The sequence below is a fragment of the Serratia sp. NPDC078593 genome, from assembly GCF_050268245.1.
Lineage (GTDB): Bacteria > Pseudomonadota > Gammaproteobacteria > Enterobacterales > Enterobacteriaceae > JBNNGK01.
Map to the genome: position 1 here is coordinate 29,374 of NZ_JBNNGK010000017.1, position 24,122 is coordinate 53,495.

Annotated in this window: 20 protein-coding genes; 10 read left to right on the plus strand and 10 right to left on the minus strand. The window is 52.4% G+C overall.

Annotated features, from left to right (window positions below):
• Positions 1 to 23: 23 nt before the first annotated feature.
• From ACQKDS_RS16595 to csrD, 10 genes are all read right to left on the minus strand, one after another.
• Positions 24 to 962, minus strand: coding sequence for a pectate lyase (locus tag ACQKDS_RS16595; protein WP_399672600.1), 939 nt, complete (start codon positions 960 to 962; stop codon positions 24 to 26).
• A 256-nt stretch (positions 963 to 1,218) separates the two neighbouring features.
• Complete coding sequence (gene tldD / locus ACQKDS_RS16600; RefSeq protein WP_399672603.1) at positions 1,219 to 2,664, minus strand: metalloprotease TldD; 1,446 nt, start codon at positions 2,662 to 2,664, stop codon at positions 1,219 to 1,221.
• A gap of 2 nt (positions 2,665 to 2,666) precedes the next feature.
• Complete coding sequence (gene nit1, locus ACQKDS_RS16605) at positions 2,667 to 3,530, minus strand: deaminated glutathione amidase (protein WP_399672605.1); 864 nt, start codon at positions 3,528 to 3,530, stop codon at positions 2,667 to 2,669.
• Entirely contained in the window at positions 3,527 to 7,336 is a 3,810-nt protein-coding gene (gene yhdP / locus ACQKDS_RS16610) for an AsmA2 domain-containing protein YhdP (RefSeq protein WP_399672607.1), read from the minus strand. Before yhdP ends, nit1 begins: the two co-directional genes overlap by 4 nt.
• A gap of 73 nt (positions 7,337 to 7,409) precedes the next feature.
• Positions 7,410 to 8,879 (minus strand): ribonuclease G, encoded by a 1,470-nt coding sequence (rng, locus tag ACQKDS_RS16615; protein WP_399672609.1) that lies wholly within the window; start codon positions 8,877 to 8,879, stop codon positions 7,410 to 7,412.
• Positions 8,880 to 8,921: 42 nt separating this feature from the next.
• Positions 8,922 to 9,506 carry a Maf family protein gene (locus ACQKDS_RS16620; RefSeq protein WP_399672611.1) on the minus strand — a complete coding sequence of 195 codons (585 nt, stop codon included), beginning with the start codon at positions 9,504 to 9,506 and terminating at the stop codon, positions 8,922 to 8,924.
• Positions 9,507 to 9,514: 8 nt separating this feature from the next.
• On the minus strand, positions 9,515 to 10,003 hold the full coding sequence (mreD, locus tag ACQKDS_RS16625; protein ID WP_399672613.1) for a rod shape-determining protein MreD: 489 nt from the start codon (positions 10,001 to 10,003) through the stop codon (positions 9,515 to 9,517).
• Positions 10,000 to 11,010: a rod shape-determining protein MreC gene (mreC, locus tag ACQKDS_RS16630; RefSeq protein ID WP_399672615.1), complete on the minus strand. Its 1,011-nt coding sequence runs from the start codon at positions 11,008 to 11,010 to the stop codon at positions 10,000 to 10,002. Before mreC ends, mreD begins: the two co-directional genes overlap by 4 nt.
• Positions 11,011 to 11,104: 94 nt before the next feature.
• Complete coding sequence (mreB, locus tag ACQKDS_RS16635; RefSeq protein WP_003855260.1) at positions 11,105 to 12,148, minus strand: rod shape-determining protein MreB; 1,044 nt, start codon at positions 12,146 to 12,148, stop codon at positions 11,105 to 11,107.
• A gap of 323 nt (positions 12,149 to 12,471) precedes the next feature.
• On the minus strand, positions 12,472 to 14,403 hold the full coding sequence (gene csrD / locus ACQKDS_RS16640) for an RNase E specificity factor CsrD (RefSeq protein WP_399672617.1): 1,932 nt from the start codon (positions 14,401 to 14,403) through the stop codon (positions 12,472 to 12,474).
• Positions 14,404 to 14,712: 309 nt separating this feature from the next.
• Between csrD and ACQKDS_RS16645 the strand changes: the two genes are divergently transcribed.
• The 10 genes from ACQKDS_RS16645 to ACQKDS_RS16690 all read left to right on the plus strand — a co-directional run bounded on the left by ACQKDS_RS16645 (position 14,713) and on the right by ACQKDS_RS16690 (position 24,016).
• Positions 14,713 to 15,690 (plus strand): MDR family oxidoreductase, encoded by a 978-nt coding sequence (locus ACQKDS_RS16645; protein WP_399672619.1) that lies wholly within the window; start codon positions 14,713 to 14,715, stop codon positions 15,688 to 15,690.
• A gap of 259 nt (positions 15,691 to 15,949) precedes the next feature.
• Complete coding sequence (gene msrP, locus ACQKDS_RS16650; RefSeq protein WP_399672621.1) at positions 15,950 to 16,951, plus strand: protein-methionine-sulfoxide reductase catalytic subunit MsrP; 1,002 nt, start codon at positions 15,950 to 15,952, stop codon at positions 16,949 to 16,951.
• A complete protein-coding gene (msrQ, locus tag ACQKDS_RS16655; RefSeq protein ID WP_399672623.1) occupies positions 16,952 to 17,551 on the plus strand; it encodes a protein-methionine-sulfoxide reductase heme-binding subunit MsrQ in 600 nt (199 codons plus the stop codon).
• A gap of 232 nt (positions 17,552 to 17,783) precedes the next feature.
• A complete protein-coding gene (gene aroQ, locus ACQKDS_RS16660) occupies positions 17,784 to 18,236 on the plus strand; it encodes a type II 3-dehydroquinate dehydratase (protein ID WP_399672625.1) in 453 nt (150 codons plus the stop codon).
• Positions 18,237 to 18,389: 153 nt separating this feature from the next.
• Positions 18,390 to 18,857, plus strand: a complete 468-nt coding sequence (gene accB, locus ACQKDS_RS16665; protein ID WP_399672627.1) for an acetyl-CoA carboxylase biotin carboxyl carrier protein — start codon at positions 18,390 to 18,392, stop codon at positions 18,855 to 18,857.
• Between the two features lie 13 nt (positions 18,858 to 18,870).
• Complete coding sequence (gene accC, locus ACQKDS_RS16670; RefSeq protein ID WP_399672629.1) at positions 18,871 to 20,220, plus strand: acetyl-CoA carboxylase biotin carboxylase subunit; 1,350 nt, start codon at positions 18,871 to 18,873, stop codon at positions 20,218 to 20,220.
• 195 nt (positions 20,221 to 20,415) lie between these two features.
• Positions 20,416 to 20,658 (plus strand): YhdT family protein, encoded by a 243-nt coding sequence (locus ACQKDS_RS16675; protein ID WP_399672631.1) that lies wholly within the window; start codon positions 20,416 to 20,418, stop codon positions 20,656 to 20,658.
• On the plus strand, positions 20,648 to 22,093 hold the full coding sequence (panF, locus tag ACQKDS_RS16680; RefSeq protein WP_399672633.1) for a sodium/pantothenate symporter: 1,446 nt from the start codon (positions 20,648 to 20,650) through the stop codon (positions 22,091 to 22,093). Before ACQKDS_RS16675 ends, panF begins: the two co-directional genes overlap by 11 nt.
• Before the next feature lie 11 nt (positions 22,094 to 22,104).
• A complete protein-coding gene (prmA, locus tag ACQKDS_RS16685; protein WP_399672635.1) occupies positions 22,105 to 22,986 on the plus strand; it encodes a 50S ribosomal protein L11 methyltransferase in 882 nt (293 codons plus the stop codon).
• Positions 22,987 to 23,281: 295 nt separating this feature from the next.
• Entirely contained in the window at positions 23,282 to 24,016 is a 735-nt protein-coding gene (locus ACQKDS_RS16690) for a carbonic anhydrase (RefSeq protein WP_399672637.1), read from the plus strand.
• The last annotated feature ends 106 nt before the right edge of the window (positions 24,017 to 24,122 follow it).

Sequence of the window (24,122 nt, forward strand, 5' to 3'; positions counted from 1 at the left end):
AACAATAAATTAACAACAAAGGGTTATCCACCGAAAACCAGCGAGCCGGGCTTCGCGCCTGCATTGGCGGCAGCAAAGGATTTTGCCTCCGCCGTTGTTTGCAGTATATAGCTGTAATTGGACGACGCAGTCCATTTGGCTGGGGACGATGTCTGATTGGTAATAGCAGGAATACTGCCCTTATCAGTAAAAGTACCGTTACCCTTATCATCCAGCATGCCGTTACGCTCACTACCGGCACCGAAATAGTTATTTTCGGAGAGAATATTAGCGTTTTGCGCCAACGTAAAACCTAACTGGAATTGATTAATATAATTATTGTAGACATGGAAGTAACCGTAACGCATCAAGCCTGGCGCCCGAACCTGCATATTTTCAAAATGGCAGTGGCAAATAGTCAGGTGCGGATAACCATTATACGCCGGGTTATTGTCATCAGCCGGATGTCCCAAAATCAGACCATACTTATGATTGGCAAATGAACAATTACTAATAGTGATATAGTCAGCTTTATCCCCTACATACAGTAATTTATCCGTGCTACCATCATCTGCTGACCAGCTATGCCCGACAAAGGAACAGTGGTCGATCCAATATTTACTGCCGTAGTTGAGATACACCTGAATATCATCATTCTGATTAATCCCTTGAGAATGCTGGAAAACGACATTCTGCAAGATGATATTTTGCGAGCTAGGGGTCGCCCGCAGATGAATATTTTTGAGGACCCGGTTCTGGAAAGATCCAACCAGCGTTTTATTCGCTCCCATTGAGACTTTAGTCAGGCTTGAGGCTGAAATATTACTATTTAACACCAACACTCGCGGTGTGGTATCGGCGATATTGCTTTTCAATTGTTCGAGGGTGTTAATATTGACCACGGAACCTGACCATCCGCCGGTCACTTTAGCCGCTTTGGCAAAGCCCGTCAGGCCGATAAGTTTGCTTGTTGGATATGACATATATGCCTCTCTTCGTGAATAAGCTCAATTTCGCGAGCAGGGATTTGACGAAGTGAGGTTAATTTATTGTTACAACCGTTTGATAGCGAAACCGTTTTATTGAGAGACAGCACGCAAATGCTGCAACCCGTCGCGTTTGGCAGAACTGAACGTGATGAATACGCTCTGGCTGACACCGTGAAAGCCGCTTAAGCCTCTTTCCTATCGTAAAAAAGGGCGCACTGTGCGCCCTTGATATTCATGGATACGATAACTATTACGCGGTTCCGCCAACGGTCAAATTATCCAGCTTCAGCGTCGGCTGACCAACGCCGACAGGCAAACTTTGGCCTTCTTTACCGCACACGCCCACGCCTTTATCCAACGCCAGATCGTTACCCACCATCGAAATTTGCTGCATAGCTTCAATGCCTGAACCAATCAGCGTCGCGCCTTTCACCGGTTTGGTGATCTGACCATTTTCAATCAGATAGGCTTCCGACGTGGAGAAAACAAATTTACCGGAGGTAATATCCACCTGACCACCGCCAAAGTTTGGCGCATACAAGCCATATTCGACGCTGGCAATAATCTCTTCCGGCGTCGATTTACCGGCCAGCATGTAGGTATTGGTCATGCGTGGCATCGGTAGGTGCGCATAAGACTCACGGCGGCCGTTGCCCGTTGGCGCGACACCCATGAGACGCGCATTAAGCTTATCCTGCATATAACCTTTCAGAATGCCATTCTCAATCAATACGTTGTATTGACCGGGTACGCCCTCATCATCGATCGCCAACGACCCTCGACGGCCCTGCATGGTGCCATCGTCGACCACGGTACACAGTTCCGATGCCACCAGTTGGCCCATTTGGCCGCTGAACACGGAAGTACCGCGACGGTTGAAATCCCCTTCAAGACCATGGCCGACCGCTTCATGCAACAACACGCCCGGCCAGCCTGCGCCCAGCACGACGGGCATACCGCCAGCCGGCGCGGCGATCGCAGAAAGATTGACCAAGGCCATCCGTACCGCTTCTTTGGCAAACGCATCGGCGCGCGTTTCACCGTCAACCTTTTCTAGGAAATAGTCATACCCGAAACGGCCGCCGCCGCCACTCGATCCCCGTTCACGTTTACCGTTTTCTTCAACCAAAACACTCACGGAAAGACGCACCAACGGGCGAATATCCGCCGCCAGCGTACCGTCAGTGGCCGCTACCAGCACTTGCTCATAGACGCCAGTGATACTAGCACTGACTTCCTGCACTCGCTTATCGGCGGCACGGGCGATTTTATCCACTCGATGCAGCAACGCGATTTTTTCTTCACGCGGTAAACTTTGCAACGGATCGAGTAACGAGTACATGGCGGGATGCACAATTTCACCCAACGTACGTACTTTACCGTCTCCCTGTTCACGCACGATACTGCGCGCCGCTTGCGCACTTTGTTGCAAGGCATTGAGCGTAATTTGGTCTGCGTAGGCAAAGCCGGTTTTCTCACCGCTGACGGCACGCACGCCAACGCCTTGATCGATGTTGTAAGAACCGTCTTTAATGATGCCGTCTTCAATAACCCATGACTCATGGAAACTGGACTGGAAATAGAGATCGGCGTAATCGAGGCGGCGTTCAGCCAGTTGCCCTAATACAGCGAACAGGTCTTGATGACTCAGCTTATTCGCAGCAAGTAAGTGTTCACTGACAAGCGTCAGGCTCATAATTATTCACTCTTATTGGAGGATGTATTTTCAAACGGCGCAGTGAGCGACGTTTGGAATCTATTGTGCCGCTGTACCGACATCTGAGCGCGAATCGTCTTTAGCGCATCGGTATCAACGCGCACCTTCAGTGCAGAAACGGCGTCCGGGTTTTCTGCCAAGACCTTACCCCAACCGTCCACCGCCATCGAGTGCCCCCAAGTGCGACGTGTCAGGCCGTGACGGCCAACCTGTGCTGGCGCCAGTATTATGCACTGGTTTTCTATCGCTCTGGCGCGGAGCAAAATCTCCCAGTGCGCCTCGCCGGTCACACGGGTAAAGGCCGCAGGCACCGAAATCAACTCCGCCCCCTGCTCCCGCAATGCCTGGAACAAACCGGGGAAACGCAGATCGTAGCATATCGTCATACCCAAACGCCCCACCGGCGTATCCACCACACTCAACTGCTGGCCATACTGATAAATATCCGACTCCCGATAATGGGCGTGCATATCATTAATATCGACATCAAACATATGCAATTTATCGTAGCGGGCGCGAATAACGCCTTGGTCGTCAAATAGCACACTGCTGGTGGTGATACGCTGCGGGTTTTCGCGGCTCACCAATGGCATGGAGCCAATCAGCAACCATACGCGATAACGGCGCGCCAACTCACGCACGGCCTGCTGTAGCGGGCCATCACCTTCCGTTTCCGCATGTTGACGATAGGCTTGCGCATCAGCGAAAAGCAGCGCATTTTCCGGCGTCATGACCAGTTTAATCCCCGCATTGAGCTGCTTTATCTGCTGCTCAATTTGCGCCAGGTTATCCCGTACCTGCTCGCCACTGCACAGTTGTAACAACGCAACGTTAGCATTTCTCATGACGCCTTATCCTCTTTTGGCTTACGCAAAACCTCATTGATTTTCGGCTGATCCATACTGCCACTAATATGGTAGCGAATCAGTGAAATCTTGTTCCACAGCGGTGCCAATACCTTAGAAGCAGCAAACACCGCAGCGCCAACGATAGGATTAATCACGAATGCGGTCGCGACGCCTACCGTGGCTGAGATCTCCGGCGCGACGACGGCTTCCATATCAATCTGACGTTTTACCAGATCGATCTGACCGCTCATGGCGATATTCGCCGCCAACCCGTCGACCAATAAGTTTTCTGTGTGCATTATGCCATCTTTCGACCATATGGTGCTGCGAATAGAGTCGAAGTAAAAACCTTTGCCAAAGGTATCACTGAAATCAAACCGCAGTTTGCGCAGTAAGGCGTCAAAGCTAACCAAACGCAGCAATTGCCCGGCACGGCCGCCGCCCAGGCTGTCGATCTCCCCTTTGCCGATATCAATTTGCATGGTGCCGTTGAACGTATTCATGTTGGGCTGCCACGGTTGACCACGCCAATGCAGATCGAAATCAACATCATAAGGTGCATTTTTTAACGGTGTGACAATGCCAAAGAAACGGGCCGTCTCATCAATATTGCTGCCTAGCAGCTTACCTTTCAGGGCAGTACGCTCTTCTTGATCGTTCTGCTTCCACAAACCGCTCGCGGTCATCCGCCCCTTGCCGGTATCAATCAGGCCGTGTTCAAGCGTCAGCGTATCGCCAGCGACGTTCAGATCCGCCTCAACTTTGCCAAGCTTCTGCCCCATGATCCAACAAGATTGACAACGTAACATCAAGGAAGGCCAATCGCGGAACGAAACACGTTCAGCAACCGCCAACGGATCGGTCACTTTGGCGGCACCGCTCTCGTCAGCAAACGGCGGATTGTAGTAGAGGTAGTGGATATCTGCTCGCCACGGCCCGCGTTCGGCCATGTGCAAGCTACCCTCGACTTCCTCAGCGTTGACCGTGACATTAACGCCGCCGAACTGTTGTTGTGCCGCCAAGTGCAGCTTATGCCACGCCTGTCCGCCCAACAGCAACTGTGGCGTTGTCAACGCGACGGTGCTTGGAAAGTGAATGCCGCCCAGCTTCCCGCTGGCGCTGCCCGATGTCATGGCCGGAGCCAGCAGCCCCAGCCATTTTTCACCGTCTAGCGGCGGCAAATTGAGCGTTAATGACGGGTTTTCCGGCAAGGGGGGCGTACCCGCTCCGTTGCGCCACGCCGCACGTGTTAATGTCACCTGCTGTTTAGCAAACGACCATTCGCTGTTGAAATTATTCTGCTTACCGACGTTGCCCGTCAGGTTAAAACCATTTAGGCCACCTTTCACGTTTACATTCAGCGGTAGCGGCTCACCGGCCGGTTTAGCTAGTGGAGAGGGTAAGTGACTGCTTACACTCTTCATGTCAGCCGTGACGCCAATGTCATACCGCGCTGTTCCCTTGTGCGGCAGAGTAATAGCAACTGAGCTGTTCCACGGCGCACTTCCGCTCAACGCTTCGGCAACCGCTGACGGTATCCCGGGGAACTTGCTCGGTTGCCAGTTGCCTTTCAAGCCGACGTTCACCTTATAATCCTTAGCGCCTTCCTGAGTGGTAAAATCCACTGCGATGGGCTGGCCGAACCAGTTGGCCGTCAAGGTATCGCTAGCCAGGTTGCCATTGGCGAAACGAAACTTGCCGCTCACCTGCTCCAGAGTGCTACTCAGCGGTTTGACCAACAGGGAATTGTTATTCAATGTCACGTCCCCTTTGGCCGCAACTTCCTCACCATTTAAGGGAATATCAAGATGTAAGCGCCCACTGACATTACCACCCACCTGCAACTCATCCAGCGCAGTGCCAACCGAATCATCCAACGGTGTCTGTTTGAAATAATCGCGGATGTCTGACCCCGCCCCGGTAACATCAGCATCGATCAGCAAGCGTTCTTTCAGATAATCAGGGATAGCCGCACGAATGTTCTTGCCGTCGACCTTGCCCAATTGGGTCGCTGGCGCATGCATCCACAGCCCGTTATTCAGGAAGTCGAGATCAATCGCCAGATCGGTCAGCGCTGGCCAGCCCGGCTGGAACTGGAAGGTTGCATGACGCAGCGGTACATACACCTCAAATTGGCCTTCATTTTTCTCGAATGGAAAATGCTGTGGATCGCCAGAAAAAATTAACGTTGCGTTGTCGACCTGCCCACCTTGAATCGCGTCGCTGAGGTAATTGACTAAGTGGGTTCCCATCAGCGGCTCGGGGAAGTAACGCCAAGCATCTGCGCCATCATACAGCCGTATCCCCGCTAAGATGCTTAATCTCGGCTCACCTTTGACCGGTTGCTGATAACGGAAATCTCCCTTGACCCACAGTGATTTGGCTTTCACGTCCAGATTATGACTGGTCAGTTCCCAGCCTTGTGGGTTGCGCTGCCATGAGAGCGTACCATTAGCACTGCTGACCGCCAGCGGCGCGCGGAAAGTCTCACCGTAAGGCAAGGTGCTGTCTTGCAAATCCAGTATCAGGCGGCCATTGTCTACTCCACCACTCAGTTCGCCAGAGAAGTGATTTACCCCCGGCAGCTGTTTCCACGGTTGCCAGCTCATATCCTGCCAACGGGCTTGAAAACGGGTTTTCTCCGGCTGTTTGAGCGGAATATCCAGCGCCAGCGCATCGAGTTGCCCTTTTGGCTGCAGGTCACTCCAACGTTCGAGCACCGCAGGGCTAAGGAAAGAGAACGTTGGCAACAGCGCCTCTAATCGCTCCAGTTGAATATCGCTGGCACGGATACGAAGCTCTTCCCCCTGCGCTGGGCCAAGAAAGCGGTTATTTTCCGGCAGCCATAGGCCAGACAACGCGCCCTGCGGCCATGCTTGCCCGTCCGTCTTCACGTTGAGCTGCGGCACATCTACCTGCCAGCCGTTGCCTCGGCGAGATATCGCCAACGACATATTATCGACATCCAACCGATGTGACTGTTTACCCACCGTCCAATTGGCCACGCCCTGCTTTAGCAGCGCATGCCCGCCGTATATCTCACCGTTTTCAATTTGCAGCCAGGCAGCCAGACTGAAGTCCGCGCTGTTAAGGCCGGTATTGGCTGTCAACCAGCGGCTGAACCACGGTTTCATATCAATATCATCGGCCTGCATATAGACCGTGCCGGTATTTAATAATCCGCGATTGTCACGCAAATCCATCCGAACTTGCACCACACCATGCTGGCCGTTGAGGGTCGACAGACTAATTTGCCCTTCGGCACGGTGGCGCTCGTGGCTGTTCAGCCAGGTCAATTGCGGGATGGCAAACTCGGCACGCGAGCCTGAGGGGGTCAGAAAAGAAATACGGCTATTGCGCAAATCGAAATGGTCGAACTGATACAGAAGTAAATCGCTGATGGTGCCCGGCTCAACGGTACTGCCCTTATGCGCTTCGCCGCCCAGCGTGGTATCCAGATCGAGTTGAAATTGATAAAAGGTAAGGTCACGGAATTGCCAACGCCAATGCAGTAAAGATTGCCATACGTCCAGCGCGAGAGTGACACGGTCGATCTGCAACTGACCTTTCGGTAACTGGGCGTGAACATTGCGCACCTCTAACGTTGGGCCAAAGGTTTCCCAACTTCCCTGCATAAAGCCTGCCTGAATCGGTATGCCAGAAATGGCCTCGATTTTCGCAAGTAACTGTGGGCGATACTGATTCAATTCAGGCAGCATCAGGCGCAACCCGCTAACCACCAACGCCACAACTACGATGAGCGTGGCGCCTGTTGCTAACAATATCCCAGGCAGTCGCCTCACACTATCTCCTTACCTCCGCTGCCCGGCAACGGGAATTTATGGGCTTTGCAGGCTGCCCCTCATCATCGGCAGCTTACATCATGACGACGTCGAACTGCTCCTGGCTGTACAACGGTTCGATTTGCACCTTCACCTGCTTACCGACGAAGATCTCCACTTCGGCCAGTGCATGAGACTCCTCACTTTTTAGCGCTTCACCCACTGCGGCAGACGCGTAAACCAGGAAGCGATCGGAATCATAAGCATGGTGCACCCGCACGATTTCACGCAGGATTTCGTAACAGACCGTTTCGACCGTTTTAACCGTACCGCGACCATTACACGTAGGACAATCGTGACACAGCACATGTTCAATGCTTTCACGCGTTCGTTTACGTGTCATTTCGACCAGCCCCAACTGCGAGAAACCATTAATGGTGGTTTTAACGCGATCTTTGCTCAGCGCCTGCTCCAACGAATGTAATACCCGGCGACGATGATCTTCATTATTCATATCAATGAAATCAATAATGATAATGCCGCCCAAATTACGTAAACGGAGTTGCCGGGCAATTGCCTGTGTCGCCTCCGTATTGGTATTGAAAATCGTTTCATCGAGGTTACGGTGGCCCACAAAGGCACCGGTGTTGATATCGATAGTGGTCATGGCTTCGGTCTGGTCGATAATCAGGTAACCCCCTGATTTCAGTTCAACCTTGCGTTCAAGTGCGCGCTGTACTTCGTTTTCCACATCGTACAAATCGAAGATTGGCTGACTGCCTGAATACAACTCCAGTTTACGGCTCATGTCAGGAATGTATTCGGCGGTGAACTCCACCAATAACTCAAACGTCAGCCGTGAATCGACCCGAATGCGATCGAGTTCAGCACCGGCGAAATCTCGCAGAATGCGTTGCGCCAGCGCCAGTTCACCATACAGTTTGCACTTGGTCTTGTTGCGCTTCTTACGCTCTATGACCTTGGTCCACAGACGTTTAAGAAACGCAGCGTCTTGCGCCAGTTCATCATCGCCAATCCCTTCCGCCGCCGTACGGATGATAAATCCGCCGAGATCGTCACAGTAGGCACCGACGATTTTCTTTAACCGTTCGCGCTCAGCTTCGCTTTCAATCCGTTGTGACACCCCGACGTGCGCGGCACCTGGCATGAAGACCAGATAGCGCGACGGTAGCGTGATGTCAGTCGTCAGACGCGCCCCCTTAGTGCCCAGCGGGTCTTTTACCACCTGCACCATCAGATCCTGCCCCTGACGGACTAACTCTGCGATGTCACGAACGTGGAAGTTTTTCCGCTCGTCACCGGCGACGCATTCGGTATGCGGCATAATATCCGAGGCATGCAGAAATGCCGCTTTATCCAGACCGATGTCGACAAAGGCCGCTTGCATCCCCGGCAATACCCGGCTGACACGCCCTTTATAGATATTGCCAACGATGCCACGTTTGGATTCACGTTCGATGTGGATCTCTTGCAGGATGCCGCCATCTATATAGGCAACCCGCGTTTCAGACGGTGTGATATTTACCAATAGCTCAGCTGTCATCTCTTCTCCTCAGAGCCAATTGACAGACCAACACAACGTCCATCAGCTCGCTCTTACATCACGTAATGCGACAAAATTACTGAGCAGCTCATGTGTCTCGACCAACGGCAAACCCATCACCGCGTGATAACTCCCGGTTATCGTTCTGACGAAACAACCACCCTTTCCTTGAATCCCGTAGGCGCCCGCTTTATCCATCGGTTCACCTGTAGCAATATAGTCGCGAATATCCTGCTGCGACAGATTGCGGAAGGTCACATCGGTCACCACCCGTTGACATAACACATCGTGCCGATCGGCGATCGCCACGGCCGTCATGACCTGATGCTGCTTGCCGGAAAGCAACGCCAGCATCTCTGCCGCATGCGCTTCATCACGCGGCTTTTCCAACACTTGGCCATTCAGCACGACAATGGTATCGGCCCCCAACACGGGCCGCGCTTCCGGCGCTAGGCGCACTCCAGCCTGCGCCTTATCCTGCGCTAAACGGCGCACGTAGGCTTGCGCCGTTTCGCCTGGCTGGCGTTGTTCTTCGGTATGAGTCAGGATGATATCGAACGGCACACCAAGCAAAGTCAGTAGTTCACGACGACGTGGCGAACCCGAAGCCAAATAGAGTGAAGTCATGAATCCCCTTATTGTACAGAGAACTGACGGCGAATTTTGCGCATCAGCAGGAACAACCACGGCCACAAAATGCCGTTAACCACGCTACTCCAGAATACCTCTGGCCGGAACGAGACATTGATCACCAAAAACTCGACCCAGAACACCATCACGTCCATCGCCAATGACAATAGCACCACCATTAATGCCTGCTGCCACAAGGCCATGTTGCGGAACAGTTGGAATCTGAATGCCACCAGATAAGCGATAACGCCTAACGCCAACGCACGTACGCCAAGCGTTGAACCAAGAATCAGATCAATGATCAAGCCCAAGACGAAACCTGTTCCCACATTGACCCTGTGGGGTAAAGCCATGACCCAATAGATTAGGATTAGCACCACCCAAGAAGGACGGAACATGTAGATCTGTTCCGGCCAAGGCATGATTTGCAGCACTAGCGCGATCAGGAATGATAGCCAGATAATCCAGCGCCCATTGCTACGATAGCGATTCATTGCGCAGCTCCAGGCTTCACGGCTGCGGCCGCTGGCCGCGGAACCGCTAAGCCGGTCGACGGTGCAGGCAACGGTGCCGGAGGGCCCATGGCATCAGCTGGCGGCAAAACATGTGGCATCATCTGCATCAAACGCTCATTTGCCACGCGGTGTACGTCTGCAGGCGGTAATGGCGCCTCGCCGTCACGATCGGCACCCCACAACAATAACAGGTATCGTAAACGTTGCAGACCGGCTGTCGGCCGTGCTTGAATCACGGTATAGGCTCGTTGATTATCGACTTTGACCGAAGACACCACGGCCACCGGATAACCTTCGGGGAAACGGCCGCCTAGGCCAGAAGTGACCAACACATCGCCAACGCGAATATCGGTATTCCCGGGTAGATGCTCTAACTGTAAATCATCGGCACAACCGCCCCCTGCCGCGATAACCCGAATATCATTACGCAACACCTGAATCGGCAGCGCGTGAGACGCATCGCAAATCAACAACACGCGGCTGGTCACTTTCGCTACCGCCACAACCTGCCCAACGACGCCTTTATCACTGATGACCGGCTGGCCTTCATACACGCCATTGTCGGAACCTTTATCGATCACCACCTGATCGCTGTAAGGATCTGAGCCGGCTGAGATCACCTGCGTGACCATTTTATGTTCGTCTTGACGCAGCGGCGAGCCTAACAGCTCACGCAAACGGGCATTTTCCTGCTTAAATTGACCAAGAAGAAGAATATCGCTGTTTTTCAGCAGCAGTTCCTGGCGAAGAGCGCGATTCTCGAGCTCAAGCTGTTGGCGGGTTGCCAGCGTTTCTGACACGCTGTCCAAAACTTTACGCGGCCCATTGGCCAAAAAATAGAAGGGACTGACAGCGGTATCCATGTAGTTGCGTATTTTAGCAAACGTACCGAGCCGGCTGTCGGCGATAATCAGGGCAATAGCCGCGATCACCGCCAAAAAAAGTCGTAGCTGCAGGGAGGGCCCCCTGCTAAAAATCGGCTTCATAAATTATGCGTGTTCCTCGACTACAGAAGGAGGCACCTTAGAAGACGAACGCCATCAGCATTCATCTATTATGATACCTCCCTCCAGTGGCTGACTATTCTTCGCTGAACAAATCGCCGCCATGCATGTCGATCATTTCCAACGCCTTACCACCACCGCGAGCCACGCAGGTCAGTGGATCTTCTGCGACCACGACTGGAATACCGGTTTCTTCCATCAGCAGACGATCTAAGTTACGCAGCAGCGCGCCGCCACCGGTCAACACCATACCACGTTCGGAAATGTCGGAAGCCAACTCCGGCGGACACTGTTCCAGCGCCACCATCACCGCGCTGACAATACCGGTCAACGGCTCTTGCAAGGCTTCGAGGATTTCGTTGGAGTTCAAGGTAAAGCCACGCGGTACACCCTCAGCCAGGTTACGACCACGCACTTCGATCTCGCGCACTTCATCGCCAGGATAAGCCGAACCGATCTCGTGCTTGATGCGCTCAGCGGTCGCTTCACCAATCAGTGAGCCATAGTTACGACGCACATAATTAATGATGGCTTCGTCGAATCGATCGCCGCCAATGCGTACAGAAGAAGAGTAAACCACACCGTTCAGTGAGATCACCGCCACTTCAGTGGTACCGCCACCGATATCAACCACCATCGAGCCGGTTGCTTCAGAAACCGGCAGCCCCGCACCAATCGCAGCAGCCATCGGCTCTTCAATCAGGAACACTTCTCGCGCACCGGCCCCTTGGGCAGATTCGCGAATAGCACGGCGTTCAACTTGAGTGGCGCCAACCGGCACACACACCAGCACACGCGGGCTTGGGCGCATGAAGCTATTGCTGTGAACTTGCTTGATGAAGTGCTGTAGCATTTTCTCTGTCACAAAGAAATCGGCAATAACGCCGTCTTTCATTGGACGAATCGCTGCGATATTGCCAGGCGTACGCCCCAGCATTTGTTTAGCATCATGACCCACGGCCGCAACGCTCTTCGGTGAACCGGCACGATCTTGGCGAATGGCAACCACCGACGGTTCATTCAGTACAATGCCTTGCCCTTTAACATAAATCAGGGTATTGGCGGTACCCAAGTCGATGGACAAGTCATTAGAAAACATGCCACGAAATTTCTTAAACATAACTAAAGGATAATCCTGCAAGCTGGGGGCGGAAAATAAAATCCGCCTACTTTACCAACCACACGAAGCAGCGACAAGGCGCAAAAACGTTCTACTTCGGTGAAAAATAGTCTGTATTGTTTCTGCACAAATGCGCGGAAATGGGATGAGTCCTGAACTCCCTGAACACGGGTTCAGTTTAGCACCCTGTCAACGCACAAAACGGCGTAACACAGCTCATAAAATCTAACATTTTCCCTGATTGCCACCGATGGTAAGTGCCCACCAACGCACTACGGGAAAGGACGGGCTATTCTACGTTAAAAATCACTCAAATATTCAGCTTAAACACGATATCGACGCGAATATTTTTTGCGCCCGACGTCGATCGGTTCTGGCGATGCGAAAAAGTCACCCTGTCCACCAAGGATCCCACGCTCCTTCAGCGTTTGCCATTCATTACGTGTACGCACGCTGGCAGCAAACACTTGCGCGCTGGTGCCGTTGCAGGCACTGGTCAGACTTTGAACAAACAGTTGATTTTCATCGCGCCGATCAATACTCCGCACCAAGCCAGGATGAAGCTTAACAATTTCAACCTGCAACGATTTGATATAGGAGGTACTGACCACGGTTAACCCCGCCTGAGAAACCGCCAAACGGCAACCCAACCCTGAAAGCAATCGCAGTACCGGGCGCAAACGATCGATATGTTGACACACATCTGCCTCTGCAAGTTCAATCAGAATACGTCGCCGATGATTTTTTTCACATTGCAGTAAGGTATCACGTAGCCAACGCTGGAATGAACGCTGTAATAATGAATCCACGCACAGCGGGAAGGCCAGCGTCTCTTCAGGCCATAACGCCAGTAAAGGAATAATACGGCTCATCTGCTGGCGATCGTAACTTTCTGCTAATCCAAGCTGCTGCACCAGCGGCATATATTCCGCCGGTAATAATTCCAAAGTACCGTCATAAATACGGCTCATAATTTCCCGGTGGTGAACCTCACCGTCAACGGTAACCGCCGGTTTTTGATACAAGCGCGGACCACCACGCGCCAGCATCTGCTCTAACAAAGTACGCCATTTCACACTGCCCCGGCCTTTTTCCGGCACCTGACTATCATAGGTGTACCAGCCGTTTCCCCCCTGCAACGTGGCGTGGCGCGTAGCCTGTTCAGCGTAATCAATCACCTGCTCGGTGGTTTGACCGCCGCGGTACGCCACAATACCTATGTGCAAAAACGTTTCGCGATCGATCAACGCCGTTGGGGGGATGGTGTCTATCGACTTCACTAATTGCGCGGCAATGCCATCCGCTTCTTTCAACGTACGATGCGGTAATAATACGGTAAAATCACTGTGGAAATAACGCGCCAACAGGGCGGCTGGGTAGCGCATCACAAAGGTAGACAGCAGGTTTACCAGTGAATACATCAGTTCCTGCACTGCCGTGTTGCCATGGGTTTCACGCAGGGTATCGAAGTCCGGTAACCGTACCATCATCACAATCCCATGCGATCCGTCTTCTTCTAATTGGGTCGTCAATTGATTGTCGAAAAACAGCCGATTGTTCAACCCGGTTTTGGCATCCTGCGCGGCAAAAGCCCGAATGAGCGTATCAACCCGGCTGCGCTCTTCACGCGCTTCCGCCAAGTCACTCAGTAACCGATCGATCGCACCGCTAACGTTGGCAGGCCATTCGCGCATATCCCCTTTTGCCACTTCCTCACGTTCACCATTGAGGATACGGCGCGCCCGCAACTCCAACCGATCTTCACCTTCGGCTTGCTCGCGCAGCCAACGCAGACCAAACAGTAAAATGACGACCATCAAGATAATCGATAGCGTCACCGCCAGAGTGGAATGCAGCGAGCGCATATCGCCAGCAAAGGAATCAATATAGGTAATATTCAGCGAACTGCCAGGGTGTTGCATCATAGGCAAAGATGCCTGACGATAGCCTGTCAGCGCATCCCATGGCGCTTCGTCGCTCGAGATTTTATACTCAAGTACGGTACTGCGTGAGGTCGTAACACTGATTGCAACAACGCCTAATGGCCGCATCACCAAAGGCAGCCACTTCTCCTGCTCTGGCGGGGCTTCCAACAACATCGCTTGATCGAGCGATGTCATCAACGCGCCAAACCGGCGCTCCATCCGCTCCTGAGTGACATAGAAAAAGCTGAACGAGCAGCCTATCAGCATTAAGAACATAGCCAATGCAACGAGCAAGGTAATCAATGCAGAGAGTTTGGTAGTAAATCGCATCCCTGTGCCTTGTGCGCTATGGTTAAGTAAATGTGCACATTTTGAGAAAAAAATGTGCCGGCTATGTACAAAAACTCCAACGCGTTGCCCTGTTTTTATTCATCGATAACTGCCTGTTTTTTCTGATTACAGCAGCTAAGATTTGGAGTTTGAGTTCTGCCCCACAAGCTACCAAGCCTCGCAAGCGAATGAAACCTTTTATCCGCATTTTTTTGTCATTTATCAGGGCATCAATTTTCTATTATGCATATAGTCAAATAAACTCAAATAAAGCATTCACATTATGAATACTCACGCGAGGGAAACGAGATGCGCGCACTGTTATTGGAACAAAAAGACGATCATACGGTAGCCCAGGTTCGGGAGATCGACAACGATCGCTTGCCCGAAGGCGATGTCACGGTCGATGTCAATTGGTCTAGCCTCAATTATAAAGATGCGCTGGCGATCACCGGTAAAGGTAAAATCGTCCGTAACTTCCCGATGGTGCCAGGCATTGATTTCGCCGGGACCGTGGCCAGCAGTAAGGATCCGCGCTTCAAACAAGGCCAAAGTGTGGTGCTGACAGGTTGGGGCGTGGGCGAAAACCACTGGGGAGGCTTGGCAGAGCAGGCTCGCGTCTCTGGCGAGTGGCTGGTTCCGCTGCCGCAAGGGCTTGACGAACGAAAAGCGATGATCCTCGGCACCGCGGGCTTCACCGCCATGCTCTGTGTGATGGCGCTGGAAGATGGCGGCGTCCGCCCCGATGACGGTAACGTATTGGTCACCGGTGCCAGCGGCGGCGTTGGTAGCACCGCGATCGCGATTCTGTCCGCGCTGGGCTATCAGGTGACCGCCATCAGCGGGCGCGAAAGTAATACTGACTATCTGAAATCGCTGGGAGCCAAAGAAATATTGTCACGCAGTGATTATATCGAAACCCCACGGCCACTGGAAAAACAGTTGTGGGCTGGCGCGGTAGATACCGTCGGCGATAAATTGCTTGCGCGCGTATTGGCGCAGATGAATTACAACGGCACCGTGGCCGCCTGTGGGCTGGCGGGGGGATATCAATTGCCCACCACCGTTATGCCATTCATCCTGCGCAACGTGCGCTTGCAAGGGGTAGATTCCGTACATACACCGTTGCACCGTCGCCAATCTGCATGGGAACGGCTGGCGGGTATCTTGCCGGATAGCTTCTATCAGCAGGCAACCCACGAAATTACGCTCGAACACGTGCCTGCGACCGCCGCCGATTTATTAAATAATCAGGTCACGGGGCGTACGTTAGTGAAAATTCGTTGATGTCGAGGGGCGCAACGCCGTTGACGCCCCTTTGATGCGGCAAAATTCGCCTATGGCAGAGATTGAACACCGTCTCAACCATAGGCGAAATGCGCCAGAGGCTAGGGTATTCGTTCTGTGCCGCACATCGGCTAGCTCCCTATAAGCACGTTGCCAGCCACGTGATTTTTCCTCTGCGAAATTTCATATTTTCTTCTGACATATCGCTAATACCGCCAATTCACGCCATGCTTAAGTCATCATCACAGAGGATATAGCCATGAGCAAATTGCGTAAACTGACCGAAGCCGATGTCACGCCAGAAAGCGTGTTTTATCAGCGGCGCAAAGTCTTACAAGCATTAGGTATTAGCGCGGCCTCACTGGCTTTGCCACTCAGCGCACAGGCCGATCTCTTGTCATGGTTTAAAGGTAATGACCGCCCTAAAGCGCCAGCAGGCAAACCGTTAGTATTCAGCCAGCCGCCACAGTGGCAGGCCAAATTGGATTTAACGCCGGAAGACAAAGTGACCGGTTACAACAATTTCTACGAATTTGGCTTGGATAAAGCCGACCCGGCAGCCAATGCCGGGGGCTTGAAAACCGAAGGCTGGAAAGTACGTATCGATGGTGAGGTCGCCAATCCGATCACGCTCGATATTGATGACCTGATGAAGCGCTTCCCGCTTGAGCAGCGTATTTATCGCATGCGTTGCGTAGAAGCCTGGTCGATGGTGGTGCCGTGGATCGGTTTTGAACTGAATAAGTTATTAAAACTGGCGGAGCCGAACAGCCATGCGCGGTTCGTAGCCTTTCAAACGCTGTACGATCCAGAACAAATGCCGGGTCAAAAAGATCGTTTTATCGGCGGCGGTCTGAAATATCCGTACGTTGAAGGGTTACGCTTAGACGAAGCCATGCATCCATTGGCATTACTGACAGTAGGCGTCTATGGTAAAACGCTACCGCCGCAAAACGGGGCACCGTTGCGGCTGATTACCCCATGGAAATACGGTTTCAAAGGGATTAAATCGATCGTACATATTAGCCTGACGCGTGAGCAACCGCCGACCACTTGGAATCTCTCCGCGCCGAACGAGTACGGTTTTTATGCTAACGTCAATCCGCAGGTTGATCATCCGCGTTGGTCACAGGCTAGCGAACGCGTTATTGGCTCTGGCGGTATTTTAGATGTAAAACGTCAACCTACGTTGATGTTTAACGGTTATGGCGATCAGGTTGCTTCGCTATACAGCAATATGAATTTGCGGGAGAACTTTTAAGTGCGTCTGAAACCGGCTCACATCATCGGCTTAAAAGTGGCGATTCATTTGGCCGCATTCCTGCCGCTTCTGTGGCTCATGCTGGCGGTAAATCAAGGTTGGCTCAGTGCCGATCCGGCCAAAGACATTCAGCATTTTACCGGCCGCATGACGTTAAAAATGCTCCTGGCCACGCTGCTGGTTACCCCGTTGGCGCGTTATAGCCGACAGGCATTATTAATGCGTTGCCGCCGCTTGCTCGGCTTGTGGTGCTTTGCCTGGGGCACGCTGCACCTGATAAGCTATTCTGCGCTCGAACTGGGGCTGAATAATCTCGGCTTGCTTGGCCGTGAGTTAGTCACCCGACCGTATTTAACGCTGGGTATCATCAGTTGGATAGTGCTGTTGGCACTGGCGGCAACCTCAACCCAATGGGCAATGCGCAAGTTAGGTGCCAAATGGCAAAAATTGCATAATTTTGTCTATCTGGTGGCGATCCTCGCCCCGATTCATTACCTGTGGTCAGTAAAGATCTTATCGCCGCAGCCTCTCATCTACGCGCTATTGGCCGTGCTGCTGTTAGCGTTGCGTTACAAGAAATTTCGCGCAAGATGGCGCTAAAGCCAGCGGAACTTTTCTGTGTAACAAACCTCATAACCCAGTAAATTGGGCAGATTGGACTTGAATATCTTCGCTGATAAGACCAGTATTTAGCTGCGAATTGCTACGATATCGTTATAATGCCCGACCTTACCCTTGCGGGTAGCGCGATTTTTCCCCGAAATAGGTGACAAATCGCTAAGGTCGGGTTATTTTGGACGATGATGGTTTTATTGCCGGAGATATCAGCACAATGGCGGATAAGTTTCACATTTTGCTTCTAAACGGCCCCAATCTGAATCTGCTGGGGACGCGTGAGCCGGAGAAGTACGGCAGCACGACGTTGGCCGAGATTGTTAACGGATTGGAAAACCAGGCGCGTGCGCTGAATATAACCCTGAGCCATCTGCAATCAAACGCCGAACATGCGCTGATTGATCGCATTCATCAGGCGCGCGGCAACACGGATTTTATTCTGATTAACCCTGCGGCGTTCACGCATACCAGCGTGGCGTTGCGCGACGCACTGTTGGCAGTGCAGATCCCATTTATCGAGATCCACCTGTCTAACGTGCACGCCCGCGAGCCTTTCCGTCATCACTCTTACCTGTCCGACATCGCGGTAGGGGTGATTTGCGGTCTTGGCGCGGATGGCTACAGTTTTGCTTTACAGGCAGCGGCTAACCGCTTGTCAAAATCCAACTAATATACCCAAAATCATTGGTGTTGCAGGAACCTGGCAACGCAACATGTCCTCACTGCGTACTGTCGGTACGTGGCTGGGATAAGTGAGAGCAGCCAACGTCTCTGTAACGTCAAGCATTACGGGTTTACGCAAAAAGAGTACGGAATCACACTCATGGATATTCGTAAAATCAAGAAACTGATCGAACTGGTTGAAGAATCAGGCATTTCTGAACTGGAAATCTCTGAAGGCGAAGAGTCAGTTCGCATCAGCCGTGCCGCACCGGCGCAGGCTTACCCAATGATGCAACAGGCCTACGCAATGCCAGCACAGCAGCAACCTGCTCTGGCGACCGCCGTTGCCACCTCACCTGAGGCAGAAACTCCTGCAGCACCAGCGGCCATGAGTGGCCACGTTGTTCGTTCTCCAATGGTAGGGACGTTCTATCGTACCCCAAGTCCAGACGCGAAAGCCTTCATCGAAGTGGGTCAGAAAGTGAACGCTGGCGATACGCTGTGCATCGTTGAAGCGATGAAAATGATGAACCAGATCGAAGCGGATAAGTCCGGTGTGGTTAAAGCCATCTTGGTTGAAAACGGCCAACCGGTAGAATATGACGAGCCACTGGTCGTCATCGAATAACGAGGCGCACCACATGCTTGATAAAATTGTAATCGCCAACCGTGGCGAGATCGCGCTTCGTATCCTGCGTGCCTGTAAAGAGTTGGGCATCAAGACCGTTGCCGTTCACTCTGCTGCCGATCGCGATCTGAAACACGTACTGCTGGCTGACGAGACCGTGTGTATCGGTCCTGCGCCATCGGTTAAAAGCTATTTAAACATCCCGGCTATCATTGCCGCTGCTGAAATCACCGGCGCGGTGGCTATCCACCCGGGTTACGGCTTCTTGTCTGAAAACGCTGACTTTGCCGAGCAGGTTGAGCGCTCCGGTTTCATCTTCATTGGCCCGAAAGCCGAAACTATTCGCCTGATGGGCGATAAAGTTTCCGCCATCAATGCCATGAAGAAAGCAGGTGTTCCCTGTGTACCCGGCTCCGACGGCCCACTGACTGACGACATGGATAAGAACCGTGCCTTTGCCAAGCGCATCGGCTATCCGGTCATTATCAAAGCGTCTGGCGGCGGCGGCGGCCGTGGTATGCGCGTTGTGCGCAGCGACAAAGATCTTGAGCAATCCATTTCCATGACGAAAGCAGAAGCCAAAGCGGCTTTCAACAACGACATGGTTTACATGGAGAAATACCTGGAAAACCCACGCCATATCGAAATTCAGGTATTGGCAGACGGCCAAGGTAATGCCATCTATCTGGCAGAGCGTGATTGCTCAATGCAGCGTCGTCACCAAAAAGTGGTGGAAGAAGCGCCAGCACCGGGCATCACCAATGAAATGCGCCGCTACATTGGCGATCGCTGTGCGAAAGCCTGTGTAGAAATCGGCTATCGCGGTGCCGGTACATTCGAGTTTCTCTATGAGAACGGCGAGTTCTATTTCATCGAAATGAACACCCGTATTCAGGTAGAGCATCCGGTAACCGAAATGATCACCGGCGTGGATCTGATCAAAGAGCAACTGCGCATCGCTGCCGGTCAGCCTTTGTCGATCAAACAGGATGAAGTGAAGGTTCAAGGCCATGCGGTAGAATGCCGTATTAACGCCGAAGATCCGAACACCTTCCTGCCAAGCCCGGGTAAAATCACCCGCTTCCATGCGCCGGGTGGCTTTGGCGTTCGCTGGGAATCACATATTTACGCCGGTTATACCGTGCCGCCATACTATGATTCCATGATCGGTAAACTGATCACTTACGGTGAAAACCGTGATGTCGCGATTGCTCGCATGAAGAATGCGCTGGCTGAACTGATCATCGATGGCATCAAAACCAACGTTGAGCTACAGCAAAAGATCATGAACGACGAAAACTTCCAGCACGGTGGAACGAATATCCACTATCTGGAGAAGAAGCTTGGCCTGCAGGAAACCTAAGGCACACTGCTTGACGTCATGTCATCAAGGCCGGTGAATCACCGGCCTTTTTCTTTGCGGCTGCCGTAGTTTGATCGCTTGGCAAATGCCGGTCTTGTCGTAAAATCCCTTTCCTTTGGTCAATCCATAATCCCATTGCTTTACGTCATGGCGTAAACAGACAGGGAAAAAACCGTAAACCATTTGGAGCTACGGATGGAAAAACGCTTTATTCAAGCCCACCGTGAGGCACGTTGGGCTCTAGGGCTCACGCTACTTTATGTGTTGGCCTGGTCGCTAGCGGCCTATCTGCCGGACAACGACATCGGCATCACCGGTCTGCCGCACTGGTTTGAGATGGCCTGCCTGTTGGTACCACTGGTGTTCATTATTTTATGCTGGTTGATGGTGCGCGGCGTGTTCCGCGACATCCCACTGGAGGACAGCGATGCAAACTGAAGTGATTGTGCCGCTGATCGCCTATTTATTACTGGTGTTTGGGTTGTCAGCTTATGCCTACAGCCGCCGCCAGCGTGGTAACTTCCTCAACGAATATTTTCTCGGCAGTCGTTCCATGGGCGGTTTCGTGTTGGCAATGACGCTAACCGCCACCTACATTAGCGCCAGCTCTTTCATCGGTGGGCCCGGTGCTGCCTATAAATATGGGCTAGGTTGGGTACTGCTGGCGATGATTCAGTTACCTGCGGTATGGCTGTCGCTTGGCGTACTGGGCAAAAAATTTGCCATTTTGGCGCGGCGCTATAATGCCATTACCCTAAACGATATGCTGTTTGCGCGTTATCGAAGCCGCTTGTTAGTTTGGCTCGCCAGTCTGAGCCTATTGGTGGCGTTTATCGGTGCCATGACGGTACAATTTATTGGCGGAGCCCGCCTATTAGAAACCGCAGCGGGTATTCCTTATAACACCGGGTTGCTGATTTTCGGCATCAGTATTGCGTTGTACACCGCCTTTGGTGGCTTCCGCGCCAGTGTGCTAAATGACGCAATGCAAGGATTAGTGATGTTGCTGGGCACCGTTTTACTGCTGGTAGCGGTAATTCATGCCGCCGGAGGGTTGCACAACGCAGTGGATACACTGCAACAGATCGATCCGTCACTGGTCTCACCACAGGGCGGCGAACAGGTGCTCACGCTGCCCTTTATGGCCTCTTTCTGGATCTTGGTCTGTTTCGGCGTCATTGGCCTACCCCACACCGCCGTGCGTTGTATTTCCTATAAAGACAGTAAAGCGGTGCATCGCGGCATTATTCTAGGCACCATTGTGGTCGCGTTGCTGATGTTCGGTATGCATCTGGCCGGCGCGTTGGGCCGCGCAGTGTTGCCCGATTTAAAAGTCCCCGATCAGGTGATCCCAACGCTGATGATCACTGTGCTACCGCCTTATGCTGCGGGTATCTTTTTGGCAGCACCGATGGCGGCCATCATGTCGACCATCAATGCCCAGCTACTACAATCTTCCGCCACGATCATTAAAGATCTGTACCTCGGTATCCGGCCGCAGCAGATACATAATGAGAAGATGATTAAACGCTTTTCCAGTCTGACGACGCTGATCCTGGGGTTACTGGTGCTCTTAGCGGCATGGCGACCACCGGAAATGATCATTTGGTTGAATCTGCTGGCGTTTGGCGGCCTGGAGGCGGTGTTCCTGTGGCCGCTGGTACTCGGCCTGTATTGGGAGCGCGCCAATGCGCAGGGGGCGCTTAGCTCAATGGCGTCAGGTGCGGTATGCTATACGCTATTGGCCAGCCTCAACCTGCAACTGGCTGGGCTACACCCTATTGTGCCCGCGTTGCTGCTGAGCCTGCTGGCGTTTTACATCGGTAACGTCTTCGGCGAAAAACGTCGTTCGGCGTCATCTTTATCCTCTTGAAGAGAATTGTTATGCCTTGGATCCAACTTAAACTGAACACCACCGGCAGCCAAGCGGAAGACCTGAGCGATGCGCTGGTCGAAAGCGGCGCGGTCTCAGTGACCTTTCAGGACACTCACGACAACCCGGTGTTTGAACCACTGCCCGGCGAAACTCTACTGTGGGGCGATACCGATGTTATCGGCCTTTACGATGCAGAAACCGATATGGCGGAAGTCGTGAAACTACTGGCGCTGCACCCTCTGCTGGGCAATGATTTCCGCCATAAAATCGAGCAGTTGGAAGACAAAGACTGGGAACGCGAGTGGATGGATAACTTCCACCCAATGCGTTTTGGCGAACGTTTGTGGATCTGCCCAAGCTGGCGCGACGTACCGGATGCCAATGCAGTTAACGTAATGCTGGATCCGGGGTTGGCGTTTGGCACCGGTACCCATCCAACCACCGCACTGTGCCTGCAATGGCTTGACGGGCTCGATTTGGCAGGCAAAACCGTGATCGATTTCGGCTGCGGTTCCGGCATTCTAGCCATTGCGGCGCTGAAGCTCGGTGCCGCACGCGCTATCGGCATTGACATCGATCCCCAGGCTATTCAAGCCAGCCGTGACAACGCGCAACGTAACGGCGTTTCAGAGCGTCTGGAGCTTTACCTGCCAAAAGACCAGCCAGCCGATCTGCTGGCCGATGTCGTCGTCGCAAACATTTTAGCAGGCCCGCTGCGTGAGCTGGCACCTTTGATCGGTTGTCTGCCGAAATCGGGCGGCTACCTTGGCCTTTCTGGCATATTGGCAACCCAGGCCAGCAGCGTAGCGGAAGCCTATCAGGATAAATTCGTGCTTGATCCCGTTGCGGAACGCGAAGACTGGTGTCGTATCACCGGCCAACGCAAATAATTACACTTTTCCGCCAAAATAAAAAACCATCGTAATTTTAAATAGTTATGATGGTTTTTATTTCTTGTCCAGTATTTTCTTATTTTTCCAGTCTAACGCTAAGCGTATCCTCGCACCGAAAAAACTGCACCACTGTTGCAAACTGCTGACAAAGTTGTCGCACGCTACGGATGTAAGGAATTCCTGCCACGTAACCATTGGGTTAGCGCGTTGCGGATCTATTTTCTATACGTATTCAGTACCACACTCACTTTGCTATCAGTCTGGTATTTTGTCGTTTTTAAAGGGATTGGAAATGAAAAACACACTACTGATTGCCGCTATATTGGCGAGCGGCTTCTCTGCCCACGCAGCGCAACATACGCATTGGAGTTACGAGGGCAAAGATGGCCCGGATCGTTGGGGCAAACTGACTCAGGATTTCTCACTGTGTGACACTGGTAAAAACCAGTCACCGGTCAATATTCAAAACGCATTGAAAACTCACCACGGTAAGCTGGAACTGGTTTTCCATCCCAGTAAGCAGCGCATCGTCAATAACGGCCATACCATTCAAGTCAACGTCGACGCGGGTAATACGCTAGTGATGGATGGCAACACCTTTACGCTGCAACAATTCCACTTTCATTCCCCCAGCGAAAATGAGATAGACGGCGAACACTTCCCGTTAGAGGCGCATTTTGTCTATAAGGACAGCGCTGGCGCTTTAGCGGTATTGGCTTTGATGTTCAATCAAGGCACGGCTAATGCTCAGTTGGCACAGGCTTGGCAGCAAATGCCTACACATATCGGCGAGTCTGCTGACCTGTTTACGCCAATCGACATAAAAACCTTATTGCCTAGCGCATTCAACTATTATCGCTTTAGTGGTTCACTGACAACGCCACCCTGCACTGAGGGCGTCAGTTGGCTGGTACTGGATAAACCGGTTACCGCCTCTGCTGAACAAGTGAGTCAGTTCAGCACGGTGATCCATCACACGAATAACCGTCCTGTGCAGCCACTGAATGGCCGTATCATTATCGATTAAGGGTTGGGCATTGTCGTGTTTAGCGACATAGAGGGGCCGCTGAGTCCCTCCCCTTCCCCCTACTGATAAAATGGTTTTTCCGTAACCAAGTCAATGCATTACCCTG

Coding starts and splice junctions, on each gene's coding strand:
- mreD (WP_399672613.1), bottom strand. CDS start 10,003: ATGAATCGCTATCGTAGCAATGGGCGCTGGATTATCTGGCTATCATTC.
- panF (WP_399672633.1), top strand. CDS start 20,648: ATGCAAACTGAAGTGATTGTGCCGCTGATCGCCTATTTATTACTGGTG.
- rng (WP_399672609.1), bottom strand. CDS start 8,879: ATGACAGCTGAGCTATTGGTAAATATCACACCGTCTGAAACGCGGGTT.
- ACQKDS_RS16620 (WP_399672611.1), bottom strand. CDS start 9,506: ATGACTTCACTCTATTTGGCTTCGGGTTCGCCACGTCGTCGTGAACTA.
- ACQKDS_RS16675 (WP_399672631.1), top strand. CDS start 20,416: ATGGAAAAACGCTTTATTCAAGCCCACCGTGAGGCACGTTGGGCTCTA.
- accC (WP_399672629.1), top strand. CDS start 18,871: ATGCTTGATAAAATTGTAATCGCCAACCGTGGCGAGATCGCGCTTCGT.
- csrD (WP_399672617.1), bottom strand. CDS start 14,403: ATGCGATTTACTACCAAACTCTCTGCATTGATTACCTTGCTCGTTGCA.
- msrP (WP_399672621.1), top strand. CDS start 15,950: ATGAGCAAATTGCGTAAACTGACCGAAGCCGATGTCACGCCAGAAAGC.
- nit1 (WP_399672605.1), bottom strand. CDS start 3,530: ATGAGAAATGCTAACGTTGCGTTGTTACAACTGTGCAGTGGCGAGCAG.
- tldD (WP_399672603.1), bottom strand. CDS start 2,664: ATGAGCCTGACGCTTGTCAGTGAACACTTACTTGCTGCGAATAAGCTG.
- mreC (WP_399672615.1), bottom strand. CDS start 11,010: ATGAAGCCGATTTTTAGCAGGGGGCCCTCCCTGCAGCTACGACTTTTT.
- aroQ (WP_399672625.1), top strand. CDS start 17,784: ATGGCGGATAAGTTTCACATTTTGCTTCTAAACGGCCCCAATCTGAAT.
- mreB (WP_003855260.1), bottom strand. CDS start 12,148: ATGTTTAAGAAATTTCGTGGCATGTTTTCTAATGACTTGTCCATCGAC.
- accB (WP_399672627.1), top strand. CDS start 18,390: ATGGATATTCGTAAAATCAAGAAACTGATCGAACTGGTTGAAGAATCA.
- ACQKDS_RS16595 (WP_399672600.1), bottom strand. CDS start 962: ATGTCATATCCAACAAGCAAACTTATCGGCCTGACGGGCTTTGCCAAA.
- ACQKDS_RS16645 (WP_399672619.1), top strand. CDS start 14,713: ATGCGCGCACTGTTATTGGAACAAAAAGACGATCATACGGTAGCCCAG.
- prmA (WP_399672635.1), top strand. CDS start 22,105: ATGCCTTGGATCCAACTTAAACTGAACACCACCGGCAGCCAAGCGGAA.
- ACQKDS_RS16690 (WP_399672637.1), top strand. CDS start 23,282: ATGAAAAACACACTACTGATTGCCGCTATATTGGCGAGCGGCTTCTCT.